This is a genomic window from Acinetobacter sp. 1542444 (genome assembly GCF_000581835.1).
In the GTDB taxonomy this organism is placed as follows: Bacteria; Pseudomonadota; Gammaproteobacteria; order Pseudomonadales; family Moraxellaceae; genus Acinetobacter; species Acinetobacter pittii.
This window is the reverse complement of record NZ_JEYA01000007.1, coordinates 46,223-71,263: the sequence shown is the minus strand read 5'-3', so window position 1 is coordinate 71,263 and position 25,041 is coordinate 46,223. Positions and strand designations below refer to the sequence as shown.

Genomic DNA, 25,041 nt, shown 5'->3' with positions numbered 1-25,041 from the left:
ATGAATTTCCGTTGGTGGTCAAAGTTTTCTTTGCTAGTCTCAATTGAAACTGAAATAAAGAAAATACGATCAAAAAGTATTTTCTAATAATTGAACACAATAAAAATATGGCCTACGGAGAGGTTATGAACACAATCCAAAAAATCGAATTGGAAACCGCTAAATTACTCATTAACGGAAATTTTATCGAATCTGAAACACAGGAATGGCAAGACATTGTTAATCCTGCGACTCAGGAAGTGATTGGTCGCGTACCATTTGCAACGGTTAAAGAAGTTGACGCTGCTATTCAAGCTGCACAAGATGCTTTTGCTTCTTGGCGTCAGACTCCAATTCAGGCACGTATGCGCATCATGCTCAAGCTACAAGACTTAATCCGTGCCAACATGAAAGAAATTGCACAAGTACTAACGGCTGAACAAGGCAAAACTTTGGCAGATGCAGAAGGCGATATTCAACGTGGTTTAGAAGTCGTGGAACATGCGTGTTCAGTTGGTACTTTGCAAATGGGTGAATACGTTGAAGGTGTTGCGCGTGGTGTAGACACTTACACATTGCAGCAACCTTTGGGTGTCTGTGCGGGTATTACACCGTTTAACTTCCCTGCCATGATTCCACTTTGGATGTTCCCAATGGCAATCGTGTGCGGCAATACCTTTGTTTTAAAACCATCAGAACAAGATCCGTTATCAACCATGATGCTGGTTGAGCTTGCGATTCAAGCAGGTGTTCCAGCAGGTGTGCTTAACGTTGTGCATGGCGGTAAAGAAGTGGTTGACCGTTTGTGTACGCATAAAGACATTAAAGCGATTTCATTTGTAGGTTCAACAGCAGTCGGCACTCATGTTTATAACCTTGCAGGTCAACATGGTAAACGCGTCCAGTCGATGATGGGTGCAAAAAACCATGTTGTGGTGATGCCTGATGCCAATAAAGAACAAACCTTAAATGCTCTAGTGGGTGCAGCGTTTGGTGCAGCAGGACAACGTTGTATGGCATTGTCGGTTGCAGTCATGGTCGGTGACAGCAAACAGTGGATTCAAGAGTTAGTTGAAAAAGCTAAAACTTTAAAAGTAAATGCAGGCCATGAACCAAATACTGACATTGGGCCAGTGATTTCAAAACGTGCTAAAGCGCGAGTGCTCGACTTAATTAATAGCGGTGTTGAGCAAGGGGCAGAGTTGCTACTCGATGGTCGCGATGTTCAAGTACAAGGTTATGAGTCAGGTAACTTCGTGGGGGCAACGATTTTTAGTGGCGTAAATACCGACATGCGTATTTATAAAGAAGAAATCTTTGGTCCAGTTCTTTCAATTATTTGTGTCGACACACTTGATGAAGCGATTGCGCTTATCAACGCCAACCCATTTGGTAACGGTGTAGGTCTATTCACACAAAGCGGTGCGATTGCACGTACTTTCCAAAACTTAATTGATATTGGTCAAGTTGGTATCAATATTCCAATTCCTGTACCAGTGCCTTTCTTTAGTTTTACCGGTTCAAGAGGTTCAAAACTGGGTGATTTGGGGCCGTACGGCAAACAAGCTGTGCAGTTCTACACTCAAACTAAAACCATTACCAGTCGCTGGTTTGAAGATAGCCATGAAGTTGGCGGTGTAAATACAACCATTAGTTTACGTTAAGGGGATCACGGATGAATATCGCCTTTATCGGTCTAGGCAATATGGGCGGCAGAATGGCTCATAACCTACTTAAAGCCGGACTCAATGTTTATGGATATGACCTCAGTGAAGTTGCGATTCAGCACTTTGCCGAGGCAGGTGGTGTGGTCTGCGACAGCCCGCAGGCAGCAGCAAAACAAGCTGATGTGGTCATTAGCATGTTGCCTGCGGCCAAGCATGTTAAAGAAGTTTACTTGGGTGAAAATGGTGTTTTAGAAGTGCTAAAAGCAGGTAGCTTATGCATTGATAGCAGTACCATTGACCCACAAACCATTAAAGACATTGCTGCTGTTGCGCATAGTAAAAATATTAAAATCTGTGATGCACCCGTCTCTGGTGGAACCATTGGTGCTCAAGCAGGAACCTTAACCTTTATGGTGGGTGCCGATGATCAAACCTTTAACGAAGTAAAACCTGTGCTTAGCCACATGGGCAAAAATATTGTTCATTGTGGTGATGTCGGCGCAGGTCAAATTGCCAAAATCTGCAACAACCTGATTTTAGGTATTTCAATGGCTGCTGTTGCCGAAGGTATGGCACTCGGTGTAAAGCTGGGCATCGACCCACAAGCATTGGCAGGCGTCATTAACACCTCAAGCGGTCGTTGCTGGAGCTCGGACGTATGTAACCCATGGCCGCATATTAATGAAAATGCGCCAGCATCTCGAGGTTACCAAGACGGCTTTGCAACTCAGCTGATGCTAAAAGATTTGGGTCTTGCAGTAGAAGCGGCAGGCCAAGTCAAACAGCCAGTCGTATTAGGTGGCATGGTGCAACAGCTGTATCAGCAAATGTGCATGCGCGGTAATGCCAATCTCGATTTTTCGAGCATTATTCAGCAATACCTGCCACAAGAGGCATAACGGTAAAGCCAAAGGATGGCTTTAAACACATAAACCCTGTCGTGAATAACAACAAATCCGGACTGAGGGAAAAGATATGATGGATTATCAAAATGCTGCACAGACTTTCGATTTGGAAAGCACTGCAAAACAGATGTTATCAGGTTCACTTGATGCCTTAAATGCTTGTTATGAATGCTGTGATCGACACGCAGATGGCGACAAAATTGCACTGTATTGGCAAGGAAAAGATGGACGAAAAGAGCAATATACCTTCCGTGAATTAAAAGAGTGGTCAAGTCAGTTTGCCAACTTTCTAAAATCACAAGGTGTAAAAGCAGGCGACCGTATTTCAGGTCTATTACCAAGAACACCTGAATTGATCGTGACTATTTTTGCAGCTTGGCGAATTGGTGCAGTCTATCAACCACTCTTTACTGCGTTTGGCCCAAAAGCGATTGAGCACCGTATTCAGCTTGCACAAAGTAAGCTGGTGGTGACCGATATGGGCAACCGTAGCAAGCTTGATGAAATTGAAAATTGCCCTGCAATTGTGACTGTCGCCGACGCACAAGGTACTCCCCTTAAAGCAGGCGATTTTAACTTTTGGAATGAAGTGAAACAGCAGTCTGATCAATGCGATCTGGTCATGCGTAGCATCCAAGATCCTTTCTTGCTCATGTTTACTTCAGGCACTACAGGTCCTGCTAAACCATTGGAAGTGCCATTAAAAGCACTAATTGCCTTTGGTCGATATATGCAAGATGCCATTGGTTTAACCGAAGAAGATTCGTTTTGGAATATTGCTGATCCGGGTTGGGCGTATGGTCTCTACTATGCGATTACTGGGCCGTTATTCTTGGGTCACGCTACTTTGTTCTATGAGGGTGGTTTCAGCACAGATAGCCTATGCCAAATTGTGAAAGATTATAAAGTTAACAACTTGGCAGGTGCACCAACGGCTTACCGTATGATGATGGCGGCTGATCAAGCACAAATGGCGCCGTTAAAAGGGCAGTTCCGTGTAGTGAGTAGTGCAGGCGAGCCGCTGAATCCAGAAGTAATACGCTGGTTTAAACAAGTGCTTGATGCTCCGATTTATGACCACTATGGGCAAACTGAAGTGGGCATGGTGGTGTGTAATCATCATGGTTTAAAACATGAAATTCATGCTGGTTCAGCAGGTTTCCCAAGTCCGGGCTACCGTGTTGCGATTGTCAATGAACAAGGTGAAGAACTTCCAGCGGACACCCCAGGAATTTTAGCAGTCGATATTAGCCAGTCTCCAATGATGTGGTTCGGCGGCTATAAAGAAAGCCGAAAATCGCCTTTCGTGGGTCACTACTATTTAACTGGCGACACTGCTGAGCTTCATGCCGATGGCAGCATGAGCTTTGTTGGTCGTAGTGATGATGTAATCACTACATCGGGCTATCGTATTGGGCCTTTCGATGTAGAAAGTGCTTTGCTTGAACACGACGCTGTGATTGAAGCAGCAGTGATTGGTGTGCCTGATCCGGACCGTACCGAAGTGGTTAAGGCCTTCGTAATTTTAGCTGCGGATGCTCAACCTTCCGATACACTTGCTGAACAACTCAGCCAATTTGTTAAAAGACGACTTTCTGCACATGCTTACCCACGTTTAGTTGAATTTGTGAGTGAATTACCTAAAACTCCAAGTGGCAAAATTCAGCGCTTTTTATTGCGTAATCAAGAAATTGCTAAACAACAAGCTAAAGCAGGGTAAAGGAAATAATAATGCAATTTACCGAAGAACAATTACTCATTCATGATATGGCGAAAAGTTTCGCCCAAGAACAAATTAAGCCTAATGCTAGCGATTGGGATCGAGACGGGACATTCCCGAAAGATACTCTGACTCAAATGGGGCAACTCGGTTTTATGGGAATGCTTGTTCCAGAGCAATGGGGTGGTTCTGACACGGGTAACTTAGCCTATGTACTGGCGCTTGAAGAAGTTGCGGCAGCAGATGGCGCAACCTCAACCATCATGAGCGTACACAACTCGGTTGGTTGTGTGCCTATTTTAAAATTTGGTACTGACGAGCAAAAAGAGCGCTTTTTAAAACCTTTAGCGCAAGGTGAAATGATTGGCGCTTTTGCTTTAACCGAACCGCATACTGGCTCAGATGCGGGAGCCATTAAAACCCGAGCAGTGAAAGATGGTGACGATTACATTTTAAATGGTGCAAAGCAGTTTATTACCTCGGGTAATAATGCCGGCGTCATTATTGTGTTTGCCGTGACCGATCCGAGCGCGGGCAAAAAAGGTATTAGTGCCTTTTTAGTCCCACGCGAAACACCGGGCTATGAAGTGATTCGTGTTGAAGAAAAACTGGGTCTGCATGCTTCAGATACCTGCCAAATTGCGCTGACGGATGTACGCATCCATAAAAGTCTCATGCTGGGTAAAGAAGGTGAAGGTCTGAAAATTGCTCTCGCCAATTTAGAAGGTGGACGTATTGGTATTGCTGCACAAGCAGTCGGTCTAGCACGTGCGGCGCTCGAAGAAGCAACTCGTTATGCAAAAGAACGTATTACTTTTGGAAAACCAATTTTTGAGCATCAAACCATCGCGTTTCGCCTTGCTAGCATGGCAACAGAAATCGAAGCGGCGAGACAACTGGTTCACTACGCTGCGCGTTTAAAAGAAGCAGGTCAACCGTGTCTCAATGAAGCTTCAATGGCTAAGTTATTCGCTTCAGAAATGACTGAACGCGTATGTTCGAGCGCACTACAAGTGTTTGGTGGCTATGGCTATCTCAGAGACTTTCCAATTGAACGTATCTATCGTGATGCCCGTATTTGCCAAATTTACGAAGGTACGAGTGATATCCAGCGTTTAGTGATTGCACGTAGTCTATAAAATCAGAACAAGGAATAAGTAATGCAGTGGCAAAGTATTTTATTAGAAAAGCGTAATGGGGTTGGACTGATTACATTAAATCGCCCTCAAGCGCTCAATGCCTTAAACAGTGAATTAATTAGTGAAATTAATCAGGCATTAGATCAGCTCGAAAAAGATCGTGAAATTGGCTGCATCGTATTGGCAGGCTCAGAAAAAGCTTTTGCCGCAGGGGCCGACATTAAAGAAATGGCTGATTTGGCATTTCCTGATATTTATTTAGATGATTTTTTTCATCTTGCAGACCGTATTGCGCAGCGCCGTAAACCTCTAATTGCAGCGGTGAGTGGCTATGCATTGGGTGGTGGCTGTGAGTTGGCGCTGATGTGTGATTTTATTTATTGTGCTGATAACGCCAAGTTTGGTTTACCCGAAGTCACTTTAGGTGTAATTCCGGGTATTGGTGGCACACAACGCTTAACCCATGCGATTGGTAAAGCCAAAGCAATGGAAATGTGTCTTACCGCTCGTCAAATGGGCGCTGTAGAAGCAGAGCAAAGTGGTTTAGTCGCGCGTGTATTTAGTAAAGAAGAATTACTTGAACAACCCTTGCAAGCCGCTGAAAAAATTGCGGCACGATCTTTAACTGCAAACATGATGCTTAAAGAAACCATCAACCGCGCTTTTGAGGTGAACCTCACTGAAGGCTTACGTTTTGAAAGACGTATGTTCCATTCAATATTTGCAACATTTGAACAAAAAGAAGGCATGCAGGCTTTTGTTGAAAAACGAAAACCAAATTTTAAAAATCAATAAGAGATCAATAAAATGAATACAGAAAATCACTTAATGATTGAGCAACAAGGTAAGTTGGGCATTATTACCTTAGACCGTGTGACTCATCTCAACGCATTGTCGCTAGATATGATTAAAAGTATTGGCGCCCAATTGGAACTGTGGCGAAATGATGCTGCTGTTCAGGCAGTGTTAATTAAGTCAAATAGCCCAAAAGCCTTCTGTGCAGGTGGAGATATCCGCTATCTCTATGACAGTTATAAAAATGGCACAGCCGATTACAAAGGCTACTTTAGTGCCGAATATAAAATGCTAAATATACTGCGTGAATATGAAAAGCCAATCATTGTTGTGCTTGATGGCTATGTATTAGGTGGTGGTTTTGGCTTGGCTCAGGCTTGCCACATTGTGGTGAGCAGTGAAAAATCCAGATTTGCCATGCCTGAAACAGCGATTGGCTTTTTCCCAGATGTTGGTGCAACTCATTTCCTTTCTCGCCTTGATGATATTGGTGTTTATATGGCCATTACGGGTGAGCAGATCAGCAGTAGTGATGCGCTTTACCTCGATTTAATTGACTACCATGTGCCAAGCGAGCAGTTACAAGCTTTGCAAGATGCTCTCGTTGACGCGCCAAGTTTAAGCAAAGAGGGAATTGAACGCATCATTACCCGATTTATTACTCGCCCTGCCGAAAGTGAATTAAAACAATTGGCGGAAGGTATCCGTAAACACTTCGGATATCAGCATTTAGATGAAATCGAGCAAAGTCTTGAAAATGAACAAGATGAAAGCTTAAAGACTTGGGCAAGCAAGATGCTCAGCATTTTGCAGCAACGCTCATTTATTGCCAAGCAAACCAGTTTAAAACTGCAACATTTAGGTCGAGGGCTCTCTTTACCTCAGTGCATGCAGCTTGAACGTGATTTACAGGATATCTGGTTTGAGCACGGTGACTTTATTGAAGGTGTCCGCGCTCTCATTGTCGATAAAGACAAACAACCACAGTGGCAAGAACGTAATTCGAAATTTGAGCCAATTTTAGAAAAATTGAGCTAAACCGAATTACAAAAATATAAAAAGCTTAAGGAGAAAAAGCGAGACCTGAAAATGCTTATGGTCAGGGCTGGTCATAAGCATAAAAAAGATAAAACAAGAAAATCTAAAAAGGATATTACGATGCAATCAATACATGGAAACGGTTCAAATACTAAAAAGTCGTCACATCGATTAGCAGGTATCTCTAGCATGGTCGGCACCACCATTGAATGGTATGACTTTTTTATTTACGGTGCGGCAGCAGCGCTCATTTTTAATAAGTTATTTTTCCCAAATCTGGATGCACTTACCGGCGTGCTTGCTGCATTTGCCACCTATGCCGTTGGATTTATTGGAAGACCATTAGGCGGCTTAGTCTTTGGTCATTTTGGTGACAAGATTGGCCGTAAATCGATGTTGCTACTGACCTTGATGCTCATGGGGATCCCAACCGTACTGATTGGCTTATTACCGACTTATGAATCAATTGGATATTGGGCTGCGATTGGCTTGGTTGTCTTGCGATTCATTCAAGGGATGGCAATGGGCGGTGAATGGGGCGGTGCTGTACTGATGGCCGTTGAACATGCACCCGAAGGCGGTAAAGGGTTTTGGGGAAGCTTGCCTCAAGCTAGTACAGGTGGTGGCTTAATGCTAGCCTCAATCGCGTTGGGTCTGGTGTCGTTATTACCTGAAGAAGCGCTGTTTAGCTGGGGTTGGCGTTTACCATTTCTTGCCAGTATTATTTTACTGGCAGTAGGTTGGTATATTCGTGTAAAAGTGCCAGAGTCACCAGATTTCGAAAAAGTAAAACAACAGTCTGAAGAAGTCAAAGTTCCTGCTCTACAGGTTTTTAAAAACCATCCAAAGCAACTCATCACTATTATTTTGGCTCGCGCTGCCGAGAATGCATGGTTCTATATTGCCTCAACATTTACATTGGCTTATACCACTGCACAACTTGGAATTCCACGCCAAGACATTTTATTTGCCACCATTTGCGGCGCAGCCGTGATTTTATTTATGACGCCGTTATGTGGACATTTGTCAGATAAAGTCGGCCAACGCAATATGTTTATGTTTGGCCTATGCATACTGGCGCTTTACTGCTATCCATTTTTTACCATGCTCAATACAAAAGATCCGGTATTAGTGTGGACAGCAATTGTTTTAGCAATTGGCGTTGTGTTCCCAATTATGTACGCACCACAAGCTCAGCTTTTTGCCCGTCAATTTCCGGCAGAAATTCGATATAGCGGAATCTCGATTTCGGTACAGTTGGCTGGTGTATTAGGTGGTGGTTTGGCACCGATGATTGCTACTAAATTATTGAGTGTCGGGCAGGGTAATCCATATCTAATTATGCTTTATATTGGAAGTATGGCTGTAGTCGCAATTATATCGACGTCATTTATGCCGCGCGATTGGAGTGCTAAAACGGATGAAACTTATTATAAAAAGTCGAATTTAAATTTAAAAACCAAAATTGATTAATAGGTATTAATGTTTCTTAGTCGTATTGCTACCTAACTATATAAAAATTGGGGCTCATGCCAAAAATAGTATGAGTCCCAAATAAGAAATTAAACATCAATCAAGCATGCAAACATCGCATATCCATCAATAACCATGGGTGGGCCTGCACGATGAGCACGAAAACCCGCAGCACGTAATAACCGTTCTACCCCCAGAGGAGAGGTGGTTATGAGTTGTTTTGCACCTTGTTCTCTTGCAAAGTTGATAGATTCTTGCAGAATTGCAATAGAGACGGGCGATGACACAGCTTGACTAGCTGAAGATGGCGGATTCGAGAAATCTACGGCTGAGAATCTTGATAACTCCCAAATTTCTGGTGAGCAAGGAATAGGCATTCCATTAAGTAATTGAGGAAATATCTCACCAAGTAAATAAGGTTGAGTAGTCGGTAGTAATCTGGCACAACCAATAATATTAGATTCTCTATCTTGAGCGACGACATAGGCGGTATCGACTTTGTCAAACTGATCTAGTTCTTCATTATTAGGACAGTTCAACTCCCAACCTAAATATTCAACAAATACCCTATAGCGGTAATTTTTAAATTTAGTATATAGGCCTTCTGAAAAATTATTTTGAAATCCAGCAATAACATTCATTACAAGTGCTTCCACTTATTTTTCAAGTGACTTTACTTAACAGGTGGGGAAGCGGTAACTGTAAGAATTTACAGGTTTCTAAGAGAAATATGGAGTTAATTTAGCCGTTGTTTGGGTTGTATTGATTTGAGCATAAATGAACTGTTCCCAGAACAAAGTATCGATTTTCTTTTCAATTAGTGTTTCAGTAACTTCAAATCCAATATCTGTACCAGATACATCAACAAGCATAATATTGCTTCGAGGCAGTCCAATTCTTTTTATACTCGTGATGCCATTGTACTCAATAAATTCCCAATCCCATCCCGTACTTAAAGCTGGGGTCAGTGATGTTGCCCATTCAGTAAAACCATAATAGAGAATTTGAGAATCTTCAATTTGTGTTGATTCAACAATAGATATGAGATGTTGGAGTGGATAGTTCATAAGCTGGCTTTCATTCAGTCGAATAAAACCATCTGCTGATATTGAGAAATGAGGGGAGATGGTGACCATGCTACCTGTTCAAGTGACTTGAATTGGGGTTCAATGGATAAATAACATAAATTATTGCCAATAAAATACTGTTATGTTTAACAGGTTAAATGTAATTGTATGGCATACACCGTTAAGCTGTTCTTACTAGAGAGTTATTCAGCCTTTAAGGCTTACTTATGAAAAAACGAGAATTTTGTAGTTTTAATATGCAAAATGCCTTTTAAAAAATGCTAGATAGATTGGAGTTGTTGTAGATCTTTTAGTATGCATAAAGTCTTATTGTTAAAATAATAATCCTAAGTAAGGTGAGTTATAATGTAATTGCTTGATTTATTAAATTATTAAAGGTGTGTTTAGTTTCTTTGTATAATAATTGGTAAAATTATATCGGCTAGATAGGTGATAGAAAATATTGTTTAATTAAATTAATGAAAACTGAATATTAATAATAATTAATAGATCTTCTGATCTTTTTTAAAATACTTATTTTTTGGAATAAAATGCATCCTGTAAAATTTAATTTTTCAAGCATAATCCGCACATGGAATATAACAACCTTAGAAGCTCTCATAAATTTAGTTTGTCTGAATAATTTGTAACTATATTTGGCTTAAAAGAGTTGTTAATTAGATGATGAATTCAAAATCTGAAATTGAGAAATCAGATAAATAAAATTAGGTATCTAAAAGCTTTGTTGAAATAAAGGTAAACGAAGAGACCTACGCTTCAATTGGATTGTTTGAATTCACAATATGCAACTGAACAAAAAATGATTTGTGAATGGAGTCTAATGAGAGTAGATGGAAAATTGGCAAGAGGATTTATTATCAGAATTTCTGATCGTAAAAAATGAATATCAGCTGTTTGAGATCGTTAAATCTACAGCTTCAAAGCTTGGATTTGATTATTGTGCTTATGGTATGCAGTCACCATTATCTATTGCTGAACCAAAAACGATTATGTTGAATAATTATCCAGAAGCATGGCAAAAGCGTTATGTGGAACAGCATTATGTGAAGGTAGATCCAACTGTGCAGCATTGTATGGTATCACTTCAACCTCTTGTCTGGTCGAGCCAATCTGCAAAGACACAAGAAGAAAAAGATTTCTGGGAGGAGGCGCGCTCTTATGGCCTTAATATCGGTTGGGCTCAGTCAAGCCGTGACTTTATTGGAACCAGAGGGATGCTAACACTCGCAAGATCCAATGACCAATTGTCGGAAAAAGAGCAAAAGTCACAATATACAAATATGTATTGGTTGTCTCAAACCGTGCATTCTAGCATTGCTAAAGTTGTAAATGAGGTGGAATTCGCTCAGTTTAATCTTTATTTAACGAACCGAGAAAAAGAGGCACTGCGTTGGACTGCTGAGGGTAAAACGTCAGCAGAAATTGCCCAGATTCTAGGGGTCACTGAAAGAACAGTAAATTTTCACCTCGGAAATTCAATGCAGAAGTTAAATGTGAATAATAAAATTTCAGCAGCTATTCGAGCTGTGATGTTAGGACTTTTATAAAAATATACGTATAAATAATACATTTGAATAAAGTAAATACTTGTAATATTTATATTTTAAATTAATTATTACCACAACTTATTATAAAAGTTATTTATCTGAGTTTTATTTTGAAATTAAACCGAATGGGAAAATTTAGTTCTATATTATTTTGTTATTCATGATCTTATATGAAAGTCAAAGTTAATTATATTGATTTGTAAAATTATATATTGTTTGTAAGAAATTATAATGTTGAAGTATGATTTATTTTTAAATGAATAATATAGGTGGATTGTTAATCTATACTTAAATGGCTTATTGCTATAAGAAATTAAATCTCAAAAAATCAAAAACTAAAATATCAATAAAAGAATTATACGAGCTAAGAATTCGCTTATGGATTGAAAGCTTTTATATACTTGTTTAATACTAAAAAAGTAAAGATAAAAATGAATTTAATTTTTAATCTAATTGAAAAAATAAAAAATAGAAATGAGTAAGACAATTTATAAAAGGTGTCCAGTTTCTCGATTTTTATAAATATAGGCCAACCTGTAAGCACTTACAGGTGTAATAAATGGCACCCACACATAAAATATAATGTGAATTTATATTTTAAACAAAAAGTATATTCATTTTTATTAAAAGCCCCGACGAGAAATGTAATTTCTAAATTAGCGAATTTTAAGGGTGCATTATAATTAATCGGAGTAAGTTATGGCTGTAATGGATACGGATAATATCATTGCAACATTGGAATCCCACGCAAATTTAAATGGAAGTAAGGTTGCTTTCGAGTATTTAGGGCGTCAATCGGGTGGTATTCAGTCTCTTACGTATAAAGATTTGAACGCTCGGGTTCAACATCAAGCTCAGGTATTAATGAATCTTGTAGACAGTGGTGATCGCGCTGTGTTGCTATTTGAACCTGGGTTGGACTTTATCGTATCGTTCTTTGCCTGTCTAAAAGCTAAAATTATCGCGGTACCCGTCAGCCTACCTTTTAATCGTAATGGTTTTTCTAATATTTTGAATATTATGAATGACTGTGAGCCAAAAATAGTACTCACCACCAAAAAAATTCTTGAGCTATCAGGTCTGATCACACTAAAAGCTCAAAATGAAAGCTTAATATTACATGCCGTTGATGCTGAGCTACAGCGTGATTTGGTACAAAAAGATTTCCCGCTTATTACTGAAAAAGATATCTGCTTCCTGCAATACACTTCGGGATCAACAGGTTGGCCTAAAGGGGTAATTGTTACCCATAAGAATATTATGGCAAATGAAGTCATGATTGCTGAAGCTTTTGGCACACAACCTGAAGATATTGGTCTTACATGGCTGCCTGTTTACCACGATATGGGGTTGATTGGTTCAGTTTTGCAAACTGTGTATGTGGGCCTGACTTGCTATGTCATGTCACCGCTAGATTTTATTCGTAAGCCTCTAAAATGGTTGCAATTTATCAGTGAAAAAGGTGTCACGATTACTGGTGGACCAAACTTTGCTTATGAATTATGTCTGCACCGCATCTCTGATGAGCAGGCTGCATCGCTTGATCTGAGTCGTTTACGGGTGCTGTTTAATGGCGCTGAGCCAATCAAGGCTCACGTCATGCAACGCTTCATGGAAAAGTTCAATACCCAGTCGGAACTGAAACTAGATACTTTCTTGCCATGCTATGGACTGGCAGAAGTTACGCTTTTAGTTAGTGGTGTGACTGGTCCTCTCAATGCAATTTCAATCGATCGTGACAAGTTAAATGCCAATCTGATACAGGCCAGTCAAGATCAGACCGCCGTGCAAGTGGTGAGCTGTGGCAAGATCTCGGCACATATTGATTGCCGTATTGTCAATCCGCATACCCGTAAAGAAGTAGCGGCTCATGAAGTTGGTGAAATCTGGCTAGCAGGTGAGAGCGTTACAGCAGGTTACTGGCAGAAGCCAGAGGTCAATCAGGAAACTTTTGCGGCGACTATCATTGATGACGAGGGTCAGCCGAGTCAAGTGCACTACTTGAGAACGGGTGATATGGGCTTTGTCAAAGACGGAGACCTATATGTAACTGGCCGCCTTAAGGATGTGATTATCATCCGTGGCAAGAACTATTACCCGCAAGATATCGAGTGCTCTGTTGAAATGGCGCATCCTGCTGTTCGTAAAGGTTGTGTTGCAGCAGTGAATGTTGCTGATTCTGAGGGTGTTACGGTTGTACTTGAGATCAAGAAGAAATCACTAGACAAGACTCTCAATTTTGAAGCCATTAGAACTCAGGTCAAGGAACAAGTGACAGCTGATATTGGCTTACCTGTAGAAGGCGTCTATTTACTACATCAAGGCCGAATTAACAAAACTACTAGCGGCAAAATTAGAAGAAGAAAAATTAAAGAGCAGATCGAACGCGGTCAATTGGTTTGTTTAACCCATCCAAACCGTAGAACGGTGATTGCTCGAAACTATGTCAAAAACGGCTTAGAAGTCATCCGTGATCGTGAGCAGCGGGGGCAGCTGATTCGTTATAGCTCCAATCTTCTCAACTCAATGATCAAGGAACGTGAAGTACGCACGCTGATTTTTAATCGTCTGAAAAGTGCTTTGTTTTAACCCTTACCCTTTAATCATTTGAGTGAAAATCCATGTCACTGACATCCAATTTGCGGCAGTTTCAGTCTGCTGCTCGTCTGGAGCAAATTTTAGGCTCCGTACATGATAACAACAACGATTTTTCTTGGTCCGCTGCCATCGAGCGTGATGAGAAGGAGCAATATCCTCAGCGTGCTGTTGATTTTCTGAATGCGGTGGGTATGAACCGTTTCTACGTACCTTCAGAGCTCGGAGGTCGTATGGAAATTGGTGAAGAGTTGCTATATCTGCATCGTGTGTTGGCACGACGTGATCTAACCATTAATTCGACCTATAGCACGAATGCTTGGTCTGTGATCGTATGGATCGGCGGTAATGCGAATCAATGTCAAAATATTGCTAGTCGAATTTTAAGTGGTGCTGCTCCAGCACTGGCTTATAGCGAGAAAGCGCATGGTGCTGACTTATTATCTAGTGAAGTGACAGCCCAGTCTGCCGAGAGTAAATACATCTTAAATGGCGAAAAATGGTCAATCAACCGCGCCACTTTAGGAGACTCTTTAAGCCTGATCGCTAAAACATCGAATGATCGTGGACCACGTAGTTTGAGTGCATTCTGGCTTGATAAGCGTCATATGGCTTCTAAAGGAACCTATAGTCTGAACCGCCTACCAACAGTGGGCATGCGTGGTTTAGATATTAGTGGTATTGGCTTTAACAACGCTGAAATTCACAAAGATGCTTTGATCGGTGAAGAGGGCCAAGGGTTGGAACTTGGACTCAAAACCCTACAGGTAACGCGTGCATATTGCAGTAGTTTCTCGCTGGGGGCTGGCGATACGATGCTACGAATCGCGACCGAGTTTGCTATCGAACGCGAGTTATATAACAAAAAAGTAATAAGCATTCCATTAGTGCGTGAGCAACTTGCTACAGCCTATGCCTATCTATTAGCAGCGGAGGTGTTATCACTCGTTGGCGCGCGCGGATTACACGTTTGTATTAATCAGTTCAGTACATGGTCGCCAATCGTCAAGGTACTGGTGCCTGAGTATGTAGAGTCACTTGCCAAGATCACTTCTTCAGTGCTTGGGTCACGTTTCTTCTTAAGAAATGCATATGCAGATGGAATGTACCAGAAAGCATTCAGAGACCATCTGATTGTTAGTGTGTTTGACGGAAGTAGCACCGTTTGTCTAGACAGTCTGAGTTTCCAGCTCAAATCTGCCAATAAAGGTCGTAGCAAAAAAGCCGACCATCTCAACCAAGTTGAAGCTAAAGCACGCTATCGCCAGTTGTATGACTTACAAGTGGAGACAGACGCTATTGATTTCCGTGGGCTTGAGATTTTCAACCGAGATGGCGATTTGGTGTTGGAGTCACTGGAGACAATCATTGAAATGCTCAACGATGCCGAAGCCACAGTAGGGTTATCTACTGAAATGCTATCTACGCTACGTGAGCATGCAGATCGGCTTCTCGTTGAACAGCGTACATTAGATCAAAAAATTCAGAATTACTTTTCAAGCTCTGAGGAAAGCAAAGAGTTTGAAACGTTGCGTTTTAGTCTCGCTCGAGGCTACGCCGAGCTATTTGCCCGCATTGCTGTGCTGGGTTTCTGGGTCTTTAACCGTCATGGCTTAAGGACTGCTTTAAAGGATGGAGCATGGTTGATCATTTTCCTAAATGCTGCTGAAGGGCAGACATCTCCTCCTATTACGTCATTACGTGAAAGCACATTAGCAGATTTGCTAGACCGAATTTCAACCAACCACATGTTATCTGTTATCGATTTCGCATTGGCACCGCGTGATGCCAAACCAGTTAAAGAGGAGATTACCCCATGAATAAGGATAAAGTTTACTGGAGCGCGATCATTCGTACGCTAGTAGCTAAAGAGATGCGTGTAGAGCCTGAGACGATTGATCCAGAGCAAAAATTTACCAGTTATGGTCTTGATTCGATCGTTGCTTTGTCTGTGTCTGGGGACTTAGAAGATCTGACAAAACTGGAACTTGAGCCGACACTGCTATGGGATTACCCAACAATCAATGCATTGGCTGAATATCTGGTTTCTGAGTTGCAACAGGGAGTTGCTTCATGAATAACATTGCGAGCCTAGAACCAAAAATTCTGTCGCGTCATGCGATTTCTGCAGAACAACTTGGTATTTGGTATATCCAGCGTCTTGAGCCAACTTGCAGTGCCTACAATATGGTGGTGGCTTTTGATGTGAAGGTCAACCAGCCATTAGGCAATAAGCCGATGGAGATTTTGGAAGCAGTGTTACATGATTATCCGTTACTACGTGTAAGCATGCCTGCCAATGATCAGGGTATCGAGCAAATCATCTGGGATCGTGTATATCCTAATATCATTCTCTCTGATGCTCGTCATGTTGAAGCTTCTGATTTGACGAAATTAGTCGAACAGGATACCAAGCAACCATTTGACCTGACTCAGCCACCGTTGTGGCGTATCCATTGTTATGAGCGTGGTCAGAATCACTATGTGATTGCAGTTGTGATTCATCATGCCTTAATGGATTTCTGGTCGATTGGTCTATTGCTGCGTGATGTCTGCAAGCGTTTTGGACTGGTAACAGAGTCAAATGTAGTGAACGGAATCGAGTTCGCTCAATATGCAGATAAGCAGAAGAGCAACGTGATCGGTGATGCTGATGAAAGCTTACTGTTTTGGAAAAATGCGTTAAAGCATGCTCCACATGTGCATAGCATTCCACTTGATTATCCACGTCCAGCTGTGCAACAACATAAAGGTAGCTCGGTAATTTTCCGTGTACCTGAGTCAGTATCGTCTGGTCTTGTAAACTTGGCGAAAGATTATGAAATTACCTTGTTCGGTCTTGTATTATCGGGCTTCTATATCCTGCTGAACAAACTATCGAATGAAAATAATCTAGTCGTTGCCACAGCAGTAGCAGGTCGACTTGAACGCTCTTTGCGCAATGCACTAGGACAGTTTGTCAATACAATTGCTCTTAACATAGACATCGATGCTGATCAGACTTTACGTCAATTTACACAGCAGGTGCAGGAACAATTAAAACAGAGTCTTAAACATCAAAAAGTTGCTTTTTCCAGAGTGGTTGAAGCTGTTTCACCAAAGCGTGATGGCAGTATCAACCCATTGGCTCAAGTTGGAATGTTTTGGGAGCGTCTAGGTGGTTTGGATGAGTTTAAAGAATTACTCTTACCAATCCAGAATCCAGCTACTTTAGCTGGTCAAGACTTGACGCTAGGAAGCTTTCCAGTCCGCCAACAAGAAGGCCAACTAGATATTATGCTAGAAATGGGCGGTGAATATCAGGGTGAACTGGTTGGTGTACTGAAATATAACTCTGAAATATTTTCTGCGGAGTCTGCCGAGAATATGGTGCAACTACTGCAAGTTGTACTATCGGAAATGGTGGCTCATCCTGAACGTAAGATCGTTGAGTTAGATATCGCACCTGATTATGCGAATGGCATTCAGCTAGGCTATCTACCTGGTCAGGTGACTGATTATCCTCGACATGATCTACTGGGAATGATTCTGAAGCAGATCGATGAGCGTGGTGACAATCATGCTATGACTTCTAGAGATCATGCTGTCAGCTATCATGAGTTAGGTCAGCATATTGCTGGGATTGCTGAATATTTACGTGCACATGGTATTACCAATGGGGATCGTGTAGGTCTGATGGTAGACCGCACTGTGCTATTGCCCGCGGCAGTCCTCGGAATCTGGGCGGCAGGAGCAGCATATGTACCGTTGGATCCTAGTTTCCCAAGAGAACGTCTGCATAACATCGTAGAAGATGCTGAACCTAAAGTCATCTTGACCCAAACTGACTTGATGGATGCTCTTACAGTCTCTGTACCACGTCTAGATATCAATCAAGCTGGTGTTATTCCCCTTGAGCAAGTACGTGAGACGCTTGCCTTTGGTGATACCGCTTATGTGATGTACACCTCCGGCTCGACAGGTAAACCTAAAGGCGTGCGTATTGGGCATCCTTCAATAGCTAATTTCTTGTTGTCTGTGAACGATAGGCTTCACGCAACTGCTGATATGCAGTTATTAGCAATCACGACTTATGCGTTTGATATTTCTGTTGTTGAACTATTGATTCCACTGATGTACGGCGGTGTGGTGCATGTGTGCCCACGTGAGATATCTCTAGATGGTAACCTGCTGGTTGAGTATATGCAGGCGAAGTCGATCAATGTTATGCAGGCAACGCCGTCCTCTTGGAAAATGCTCTTGGACAGTGAGTGGAAAGGTATCCCACATCTAACTGCACTTAGCGGAGGCGAAGCGCTAGATCCTGTACTCGCAGAAAAACTACTGAGCAAAGTCAGCTGCCTTTGGAATGTCTATGGCCCGACCGAGACGACTGTATGGTCCAGTGCAGCCCACATCACCGATGCCAAATATATTGATTTAGGCGAACCAATGGCGAACACCCAGCTTTATGTTCTTGATGAACAGCAGCGATTGGTTCCACGAGGTGTTATGGGAGAGCTCTGGATTGGAGGCGATGGTCTTGCAGTCGATTACTGGCATCGACCTGAGTTGACAGATGCACAATTTAGAACTTTACCATCCCTACCAAATGCTGGTCGACTCTATCGCACCGGAGATAAAGTCTGTCTGCGAATGGATGGGCGTTTGACTCATCATGGACGTCTGGATTTTCAGGTCAAAATCCGTGGATTCCGTATTGAGCTAGGCGAAATCGAGAATGTCCTCAAACAGATCGATGGTATTACAGATGCCGTAGTCTTGGTTAAGACCACAGCCGACAATGATCAGAAACTGGTGGCTTATGTGACTGGATATGACATTGAAATGGCTGGTTTAAAAAAGACTCTGCAAATCCATCTTCCGGCTTATATGGTGCCAAGTACGTTTATCCGATTGGATGAGTTTCCAATGACGGCTAACAATAAGTTAGATCGTAAAGCATTCCCTGAGCCAGTGTTTGAGCAGAGCAACGATTATGTTGCTCCACGCGATTCGATTGAAATCGAGTTATGTACTACCTTTGAGCAGATTTTGTCAGTCAAGCGAGTTGGTATACATGATGATTTCTTTGAATTAGGTGGGCATTCATTACTGGCTGTGAAACTTGTCAATCATCTCAAGAAGGTATTTGGTACCGAATTATCAGTTGCTTTACTTGCACAGTACTCAACTGTTGAGAGTTTGGGGGAGATCATCCGTGAAAATAAAGAAATCAAACCTTCAATCGTAATCGAACTGCGCCGCGGAACTTATGAACAGCCACTGTGGCTCTTCCATCCGATTGGTGGCAGTACCTTCTGTTATATGGAACTCTCGCGTCATCTCAACCCGAACCGTACTTTACGTGCTATTCAGTCTCCGGGTCTGATTGAAGCAGACGCTGCTGAAGTGGCGATTGAAGAAATGGCGACACTCTATATTGCTGAAATGCAAAAAATGCAGCCTCAAGGACCTTATTTCCTCGGTGGCTGGTGTTTCGGTGGTGCGATTGCATACGAGATCAGTCGTCAGTTGCGTCAAATGGGACAACAGGTCACAGGGATTGTCATGATCGATACACGTGCTCCAATTCCAGAGAATGTGCCTGAAGATGCTGATGATGCCATGCTTTTGTCTTGGTTTGCTCGTGATTTGGCTGTGCCTTATGGCAAAAAGCTGACGATATCAGCGCAATACTTGCGTGAATTGAGTCCAGATCACATGTTTGATCATGTGCTTAAAGAAGCTAAGGCCATCAATGTCATACCTCTGGATGCTAACCCATCAGATTTCCGACTTTACTTTGATACCTATTTAGCGAATGGCGTCGCACTACAGACCTATTTCCCAGAGCCTGAAGATTTTCCGATCCTCTTGGTTAAAGCCAAAGATGAGTCAGAAGATTTTGGGGAAAGTCTCGGCTGGAATCATTTGATCAAAGATACGCTTACACAAGTGGATCTACCTGGTGACCATTCATCGATTATGTTCGCTGAGAACGTTGCGGCTGTGGCCAAGACAATTGATCAGATGTATCCAATTCCTGCATAAGAAATACAAGAAGGTAGAACCACTATGGTGACCATAGAACATGCTTTCCTTATACCGGCCGAGATTGATAAGGTTTTTAAATATCTTGCAAACCCGGGCAATGATGCAAGCTGGCAATTGTCATGTAAGCATTCAGAGCTACTAGACACTACTCCGCGTGTGGGCAGCAAGTATGAACTCAATTTGAGCTTTGCTAGTCGTGAGTTGGCCTTTAAAGGTGAAATTACACATCTGGTACCGAACGAATTGTATGCCTTCCAAGTGTTAGAAGGACCGTTTTATTACAAAGGTACTTATCGCTTCAAACAGCATCCAGAAGGTACATGGATTGAATGGTTGTTTGAGGCAGAGCCGGGCGGCTTTTTTGGTGTATTTCCTAATGCACTGCTAAAAAAAATGGTTCTTGCCCAGTTCAAGAAAGATCTTGCTAATCTTCAGGCGCTGGCTCAGAAGGGTGGAACCTATGAGGCGGTGAGTACACAAATGCAAGAGATTGAAGAGCCATCGGTAGAGGTCAAAAAAACATCGCAGGAGATAGAAGAACCATCGCCAGAGACCAAAAAACCATTGCAGGACATCAAAGAATCATCGCAAGAGATCGAAAAACCACTTCAAAAGACTCATCTAGTGATGGAGCAATATGCGCGATGGATTCTCAGACATCGCCGTATTGTACTGACGGTGGTCATGCTTTTGACGATTGCCTTGGCATACCTTGCATCTGGTGTAAAAATTATTATTGATCCAGGCGCACTTGCACCGAATGGGCATCCTTATATCACCTCGACCAAGCTGATCGAAAAAAAATTCGGCTCCAAGTATATGGTCGTGATCGGTATTACACCGAAGCAAGGTGATATTTATCAGCCGCAAGTGTTGGAAAAAGTCAAACGTATTACCGAAGAAGTGGACAACGCCCCCGGCGTTGTTCGATCAACTATGATGAGTTTGGCTGCACGTCAAGCGAAAGGGATCATGGCTAATTCGGAAGGGTTTGATGCCAAAAAATTATTGCCGACCAGTTCAGTCACTCAGGATGATATCGATCAACTGAAAAAAGTGTTGGCAATGAATCCAACTTATATGAATTCAGTGGTGTCTAAAGATCAAAGAACTGCTGCAATTTTGCTTGAGCTTGAGGAAAGTCCAGAGGGCTTTCAGAAGATGATGGCTCCGATCAACAAAATTGTAGAAAGCGAACAATCTAAAGATATGACGCTCAGTGTCGGCGGTAATCCTGTCTATCTAGATAAAGCTGAAGATTACTCTAAGCGTATCAATATTTTGTTCCCGATTGCCGTACTGGTGATTGGATTGTTGCACTTTGAAGCATTCCGCAGCAAGCAAGGTTTGATTCTGCCACTCGTTACAGCTTTGCTTGCTGTGGCATGGGGTATGGGCATGATGGGGCTGTTCAAACAGCCGATGGATATCTTCAACTCGCCTACGCCAATTCTGATTTTAGCTATTGCAGCAGGGCACGCCGTGCAGTTGCTCAAACGCTACTATGAAGATTTTGATCGTTTGATTGCTCAAGGGATGGAACCTAAAGCTGCCAATAGCGAAGCTGTGGTGCAATCTTTAGTTCGTGTTGGTCCAGTTATGGTGCTAGCTGGTGGAATTGCGGCGGCTGGATTCTTCTCTCTGTTGACCTTCAATATTCCAACTATTCGTTCATTCGGTATTTTTACTGGAATCGGGATCATCAGTACGCTGATCATTGAGATGACTTTTATTCCGGCACTACGCTCAATGTTGCCACCGCCTTCAGTTACGAAGGTCAAACGCAAAGGGCTACCGATCTGGGATTGGATTCCAAATCGTATTGGCGATGCCATTTTGTCAGTTCGTCCACGAATGATATTAATGACTGCAATTGCGACAATTGGTGTCTTTCTTGCGATCGGCACTAGCCGTATTGTGGTAGATAACGATAGTCGGAATTTCTTCTCTCGTGACCTACCGATGCAGCAGGATGACAGGTTCTTGAATCAGTCACTTGGTGGCACAAACAGCCTTTATATTATGGTCGATACGAAGGTCCGTGACGGTATTGAAAACCCAGAGATCCTAAAAGCGATTGATAATACAGAGAAGTTTGCGAATTCAATTCCAGAGGTTGGTAAAACAATCTCTATCGTGGACTATATCAAAAGGATGAATCAGGCAATGAATGCCGATCAGCCACAGGCATTTCAGGTTCCTGCAACCAAAGATGTTGTTGCTCAATATCTGCTGTTGTATTCAATGTCTGGTGAGCCGACTGATTTTGAATCCTACATTGATACTACTCAGCGCTATGCCAAGATCACGATTCTTATGAAAACGGGTAGCAACCACCGTATCAAAGAAATCCTTGAATCGCTAAAAACGTATATGGCGGCTCAATTGGGGGACAAGGCTGTAGTGAGTTTTGGTGGTGACGTGACGCAAACCATTGCTTTGACTGAAACAATGGTTCACGGCAAGCTTATGAACATTCTACAAATTTCATTTGCCGTATTCTTTATTTCAGCACTGGTCTTCCGTTCGATTTCAGCTGGACTGATTGTTCTGACACCACTTTTGTTCTCAATTCTTGCCATCTTTGGTGTGATGGGCTGGCTCGACATTCCGCTCAATATTCCAAACTCCCTTATCTCGGCCATGGCTGTAGGTATTGGTGCGGATTACGCAATTTATTTCCTCTATCGTTTGCGTGAAATCTTGCGCGAAGAAGGTGGAGATATCAAAGATGCTATTCGTAAAACATTAAGTACTGCTGGTAAAGCTTCTCTTTTTGTCGCGACTGCGGTCGCTGGCGGGTATGGCGTATTGTCGTTGTCGCAAGGCTTCCACGTACATCAATGGCTGGCGATGTTTATTGTGATTGCGATGCTTTTCAGTGTGTTTGCAACCTTAATTATGGTACCTACAATGATTCTAATATTAAAACCTCGTTTCATCTTTTCCTCAAATAAGAAGAGTATCCCTGTTGCACAAACTGTTGTGACAAGCCTTTTGTTGGGTACTGCGCTCACCTTTTCATTACCTAAAACATCTCATGCAGATGAAGTTCAAGACATTGTTAATCGTAGTGATGATGCCTCTAAATTCCTGACTTCAAGTGCTAGTGCCAAATTTATTTTGACTTCTAAAAATGGCGAGCAACGTGTGCGCTTGACTAAAAATATGACCAAGCTTGCTGGAAATACTCAGAACAATATGCGTTTGACCGAGTTTATCTCGCCTGCAGATGTACAGGGAACCACGACGTTATTGATTGAGAACTCAAAAGGCAGTGATAGCATGTTTGTCTATTTGCCTGCATTGAAAAAAGTGCGCCGTCTTGCATCAGCGAATAAGGGTGATGCTTTTATTGGTACGGACTTTAGTTATGGTGATGTACTTGGCTATAAGCTAAGTGACTGGAAGTACACCAAACTTGCAGATGGCAAATTTAATGGCAAAGATTGCTATATGATCGAAGCAACGCCAATTAATAATACGGTGAAGAGTGACTTTGGTTATAGCAAACGTCGCATGTGCATACTCAAAGACAACTTTGTTACAGCAACCATCGACATTTGGGATACAGCAGGCAAGCCGTTAAAGCATATTGAGTTCACGGATATCCGTCCTTACGGCAAAGTGAAACCAAGATGGCAAGCCATGAAATCTATGGCGAAGAATCTGCAAACTCAGCATATGACACAAGTGATCGTCAATGATTTTGTCGCAGAAAAAACCTTATCGGATAAGCTTTTCTCACCTCAGAGTCTTGAAAAATGACGCAAGGTGCCTATTGGGTATTTGCATGCTGCAGTAGCTTTATGCTACTGCAGCATGCTTATGCAGATGACAGCGAAATGAGTTTTGTGAGCCAGAACTCAGCCAGACTCGATGTTTGGTCATCAGATCGTGATTTAAGTTCGTTAAAAAACATTGGGCAAGCAAGTTTCTGGTCCAATGGTACGCTCAAGTTTAACCCTGAGTTTAAGATCCATTACGACATAAATATTGGAGACGAAACGGACCATACTGTAAACCCAGATCAGGTAAGTAAGGTGAATCGCAACTTACGTGAGTTGTACGCCTCTTACAACTGGGACCAGACCGTCTATGTCGATGTTGGTCGTCAGATTGTCGTGTGGGGGAGAGCTGATGGGATTAATCCAACAGATAATCTATCGCCCCGTGACTATACGCGCCTAGTACCAGATGAGACAGATCAACGTCTTGGAAATGATGCACTTAAATTGACATATATTCCTGAATCTGGAACTAATAAATGGACTGCATTGTGGTATCCGCGTAGTCGTTCAGATGTGATTCCATTGCGTCAGATTGCTGGTGTTCAATATGACATAGACCGTAAGAGCCGACCTGCATTTGCAGTGCGCTGGGATTATTCTGTAGATGGTTTAGATTTTGGTGCATCATATTTCTCGGGTTTGGATCATATGCCCGATCTGTCAGTTCTTTCAGCGTCTCCAACAGGGGAGGCCACATTGCAGCTGAAAAATAATCCTATGTCTGTTTATGGGTTTGATTTCAGTTATAACCATAACGATCTTGTGTGGCGAGGTGAAGCGGCCTATACCCAAACTGACTCAGAAGGTAGTGAAGATCTTACGCACAAAAAAAATAATCTGACTGTAGTCATCGGTCCAGAATTAGCATTGAAGAATTCCACCGTGAGTTTGGTCGGCGTGTACAAACATACGGAAGACTTTAGATCCGCTGAGAGTCTAATAAATCCATCATTGAGAACAGTTTACCGTTATCAGCAAACCATCAGTAACCAATATGAGCGCGATCAGTATGGAGCTATGCTGCGCTATGCAATTAACCTCCTGAATGACAATCTAAAGTTAGAAGTAACAGGTTTCTATTTTGCACCAGAGCCTAATGAGATGTTGAGAGTTCGTATTAATTACAACCTTAATGATCATTGGCAATTGAATGCAGGTGGCGATCGATTCTGGGGCAGAAATGATACGGTGTTAGGACAATTTAGAGATAACAGTCTGGTGTATGCCCAGGTTCGATATAACTTTTAAGATAATTCGCTCCAAAAATA

16 protein-coding genes are annotated in these 25,041 nt (G+C 42.2%); 14 read left to right on the top strand and 2 right to left on the bottom strand.

What is annotated here, in order from left to right; genetic code table 11:
• Window positions 1-125: 125 nt before the first annotated feature.
• The 7 genes from J580_RS20825 (at window position 126) to J580_RS20795 (ending at window position 8,716) form a co-directional block, all read left to right on the top strand.
• Window positions 126-1,643 carry a CoA-acylating methylmalonate-semialdehyde dehydrogenase gene (locus tag J580_RS20825; protein ID WP_032005656.1) on the top strand — a complete coding sequence of 506 codons (1,518 nt, stop codon included), beginning with the start codon at window positions 126-128 and terminating at the stop codon, window positions 1,641-1,643.
• A gap of 11 nt (window positions 1,644-1,654) precedes the next feature.
• Window positions 1,655-2,545, top strand: coding sequence for a 3-hydroxyisobutyrate dehydrogenase (gene mmsB, locus J580_RS20820; RefSeq protein ID WP_032005655.1), 891 nt, complete (start codon window positions 1,655-1,657; stop codon window positions 2,543-2,545).
• 76 nt (window positions 2,546-2,621) lie between these two features.
• Window positions 2,622-4,271, top strand: a complete 1,650-nt coding sequence (locus J580_RS20815; protein ID WP_032005653.1) for an AMP-binding protein — start codon at window positions 2,622-2,624, stop codon at window positions 4,269-4,271.
• 11 nt (window positions 4,272-4,282) lie between these two features.
• Window positions 4,283-5,410, top strand: coding sequence for an acyl-CoA dehydrogenase family protein (locus J580_RS20810; RefSeq protein WP_032005652.1), 1,128 nt, complete (start codon window positions 4,283-4,285; stop codon window positions 5,408-5,410).
• A gap of 21 nt (window positions 5,411-5,431) precedes the next feature.
• Window positions 5,432-6,205: an enoyl-CoA hydratase gene (locus tag J580_RS20805; RefSeq protein WP_032005650.1), complete on the top strand. Its 774-nt coding sequence runs from the start codon at window positions 5,432-5,434 to the stop codon at window positions 6,203-6,205.
• 12 nt (window positions 6,206-6,217) lie between these two features.
• On the top strand, window positions 6,218-7,243 hold the full coding sequence (locus tag J580_RS20800) for an enoyl-CoA hydratase/isomerase family protein (protein ID WP_001091030.1): 1,026 nt from the start codon (window positions 6,218-6,220) through the stop codon (window positions 7,241-7,243).
• Between the two features lie 120 nt (window positions 7,244-7,363).
• Window positions 7,364-8,716, top strand: a complete 1,353-nt coding sequence (locus tag J580_RS20795; RefSeq protein ID WP_032005649.1) for an MFS transporter — start codon at window positions 7,364-7,366, stop codon at window positions 8,714-8,716.
• 89 nt (window positions 8,717-8,805) lie between these two features.
• Here J580_RS20795 and abaI read toward each other — a convergent pair whose 3' ends face one another.
• Both abaI and J580_RS20785 read right to left on the bottom strand, forming a co-directional pair.
• Complete coding sequence (gene abaI / locus J580_RS20790) at window positions 8,806-9,372, bottom strand: acyl-homoserine-lactone synthase AbaI (protein ID WP_005804777.1); 567 nt, start codon at window positions 9,370-9,372, stop codon at window positions 8,806-8,808.
• A gap of 63 nt (window positions 9,373-9,435) precedes the next feature.
• Window positions 9,436-9,852 (bottom strand): DUF4902 domain-containing protein, encoded by a 417-nt coding sequence (locus J580_RS20785; RefSeq protein ID WP_050675765.1) that lies wholly within the window; start codon window positions 9,850-9,852, stop codon window positions 9,436-9,438.
• Window positions 9,853-10,634: 782 nt separating this feature from the next.
• Here J580_RS20785 and abaR point away from each other — a divergent pair.
• From abaR to J580_RS20750, 7 genes are all read left to right on the top strand, one after another.
• A complete protein-coding gene (gene abaR, locus J580_RS20780; RefSeq protein ID WP_032005646.1) occupies window positions 10,635-11,351 on the top strand; it encodes a LuxR family transcriptional regulator AbaR in 717 nt (238 codons plus the stop codon).
• Between the two features lie 699 nt (window positions 11,352-12,050).
• On the top strand, window positions 12,051-13,940 hold the full coding sequence (locus J580_RS20775) for a fatty acyl-AMP ligase (protein WP_032005645.1): 1,890 nt from the start codon (window positions 12,051-12,053) through the stop codon (window positions 13,938-13,940).
• 50 nt (window positions 13,941-13,990) lie between these two features.
• Window positions 13,991-15,766 carry an acyl-CoA dehydrogenase gene (locus J580_RS20770; RefSeq protein ID WP_081403749.1) on the top strand — a complete coding sequence of 592 codons (1,776 nt, stop codon included), beginning with the start codon at window positions 13,991-13,993 and terminating at the stop codon, window positions 15,764-15,766.
• On the top strand, window positions 15,763-16,023 hold the full coding sequence (locus tag J580_RS20765; RefSeq protein WP_002118032.1) for an acyl carrier protein: 261 nt from the start codon (window positions 15,763-15,765) through the stop codon (window positions 16,021-16,023). The genes J580_RS20770 and J580_RS20765 overlap by 4 nt, the downstream gene beginning before the upstream one ends.
• A complete protein-coding gene (locus J580_RS20760; protein WP_032005642.1) occupies window positions 16,020-19,979 on the top strand; it encodes a non-ribosomal peptide synthetase in 3,960 nt (1,319 codons plus the stop codon). The genes J580_RS20765 and J580_RS20760 overlap by 4 nt, the downstream gene beginning before the upstream one ends.
• A 24-nt stretch (window positions 19,980-20,003) precedes the next feature.
• Window positions 20,004-23,750 carry an outer membrane lipoprotein-sorting protein gene (locus tag J580_RS20755; protein WP_032005641.1) on the top strand — a complete coding sequence of 1,249 codons (3,747 nt, stop codon included), beginning with the start codon at window positions 20,004-20,006 and terminating at the stop codon, window positions 23,748-23,750.
• Entirely contained in the window at window positions 23,747-25,021 is a 1,275-nt protein-coding gene (locus J580_RS20750) for a DUF1302 family protein (RefSeq protein WP_032005639.1), read from the top strand. The genes J580_RS20755 and J580_RS20750 overlap by 4 nt, the downstream gene beginning before the upstream one ends.
• The last annotated feature ends 20 nt before the right edge of the window (window positions 25,022-25,041 follow it).

What these genes read in the sequence shown, in the direction of transcription:
- J580_RS20795 (WP_032005649.1), top strand. Translation starts at nt 7,364, where the DNA reads ATGCAATCAATACATGGAAACGGTTCAAATACTAAAAAGTCGTCACAT.
- J580_RS20800 (WP_001091030.1), top strand. Translation starts at nt 6,218, where the DNA reads ATGAATACAGAAAATCACTTAATGATTGAGCAACAAGGTAAGTTGGGC.
- J580_RS20755 (WP_032005641.1), top strand. Translation starts at nt 20,004, where the DNA reads ATGGTGACCATAGAACATGCTTTCCTTATACCGGCCGAGATTGATAAG.
- J580_RS20765 (WP_002118032.1), top strand. Translation starts at nt 15,763, where the DNA reads ATGAATAAGGATAAAGTTTACTGGAGCGCGATCATTCGTACGCTAGTA.
- J580_RS20760 (WP_032005642.1), top strand. Translation starts at nt 16,020, where the DNA reads ATGAATAACATTGCGAGCCTAGAACCAAAAATTCTGTCGCGTCATGCG.
- J580_RS20775 (WP_032005645.1), top strand. Translation starts at nt 12,051, where the DNA reads ATGGCTGTAATGGATACGGATAATATCATTGCAACATTGGAATCCCAC.
- J580_RS20805 (WP_032005650.1), top strand. Translation starts at nt 5,432, where the DNA reads ATGCAGTGGCAAAGTATTTTATTAGAAAAGCGTAATGGGGTTGGACTG.
- J580_RS20750 (WP_032005639.1), top strand. Translation starts at nt 23,747, where the DNA reads ATGACGCAAGGTGCCTATTGGGTATTTGCATGCTGCAGTAGCTTTATG.
- J580_RS20785 (WP_050675765.1), bottom strand. Translation starts at nt 9,852, where the DNA reads ATGGTCACCATCTCCCCTCATTTCTCAATATCAGCAGATGGTTTTATT.
- J580_RS20810 (WP_032005652.1), top strand. Translation starts at nt 4,283, where the DNA reads ATGCAATTTACCGAAGAACAATTACTCATTCATGATATGGCGAAAAGT.
- J580_RS20825 (WP_032005656.1), top strand. Translation starts at nt 126, where the DNA reads ATGAACACAATCCAAAAAATCGAATTGGAAACCGCTAAATTACTCATT.
- J580_RS20815 (WP_032005653.1), top strand. Translation starts at nt 2,622, where the DNA reads ATGATGGATTATCAAAATGCTGCACAGACTTTCGATTTGGAAAGCACT.
- mmsB (WP_032005655.1), top strand. Translation starts at nt 1,655, where the DNA reads ATGAATATCGCCTTTATCGGTCTAGGCAATATGGGCGGCAGAATGGCT.
- abaR (WP_032005646.1), top strand. Translation starts at nt 10,635, where the DNA reads ATGGAAAATTGGCAAGAGGATTTATTATCAGAATTTCTGATCGTAAAA.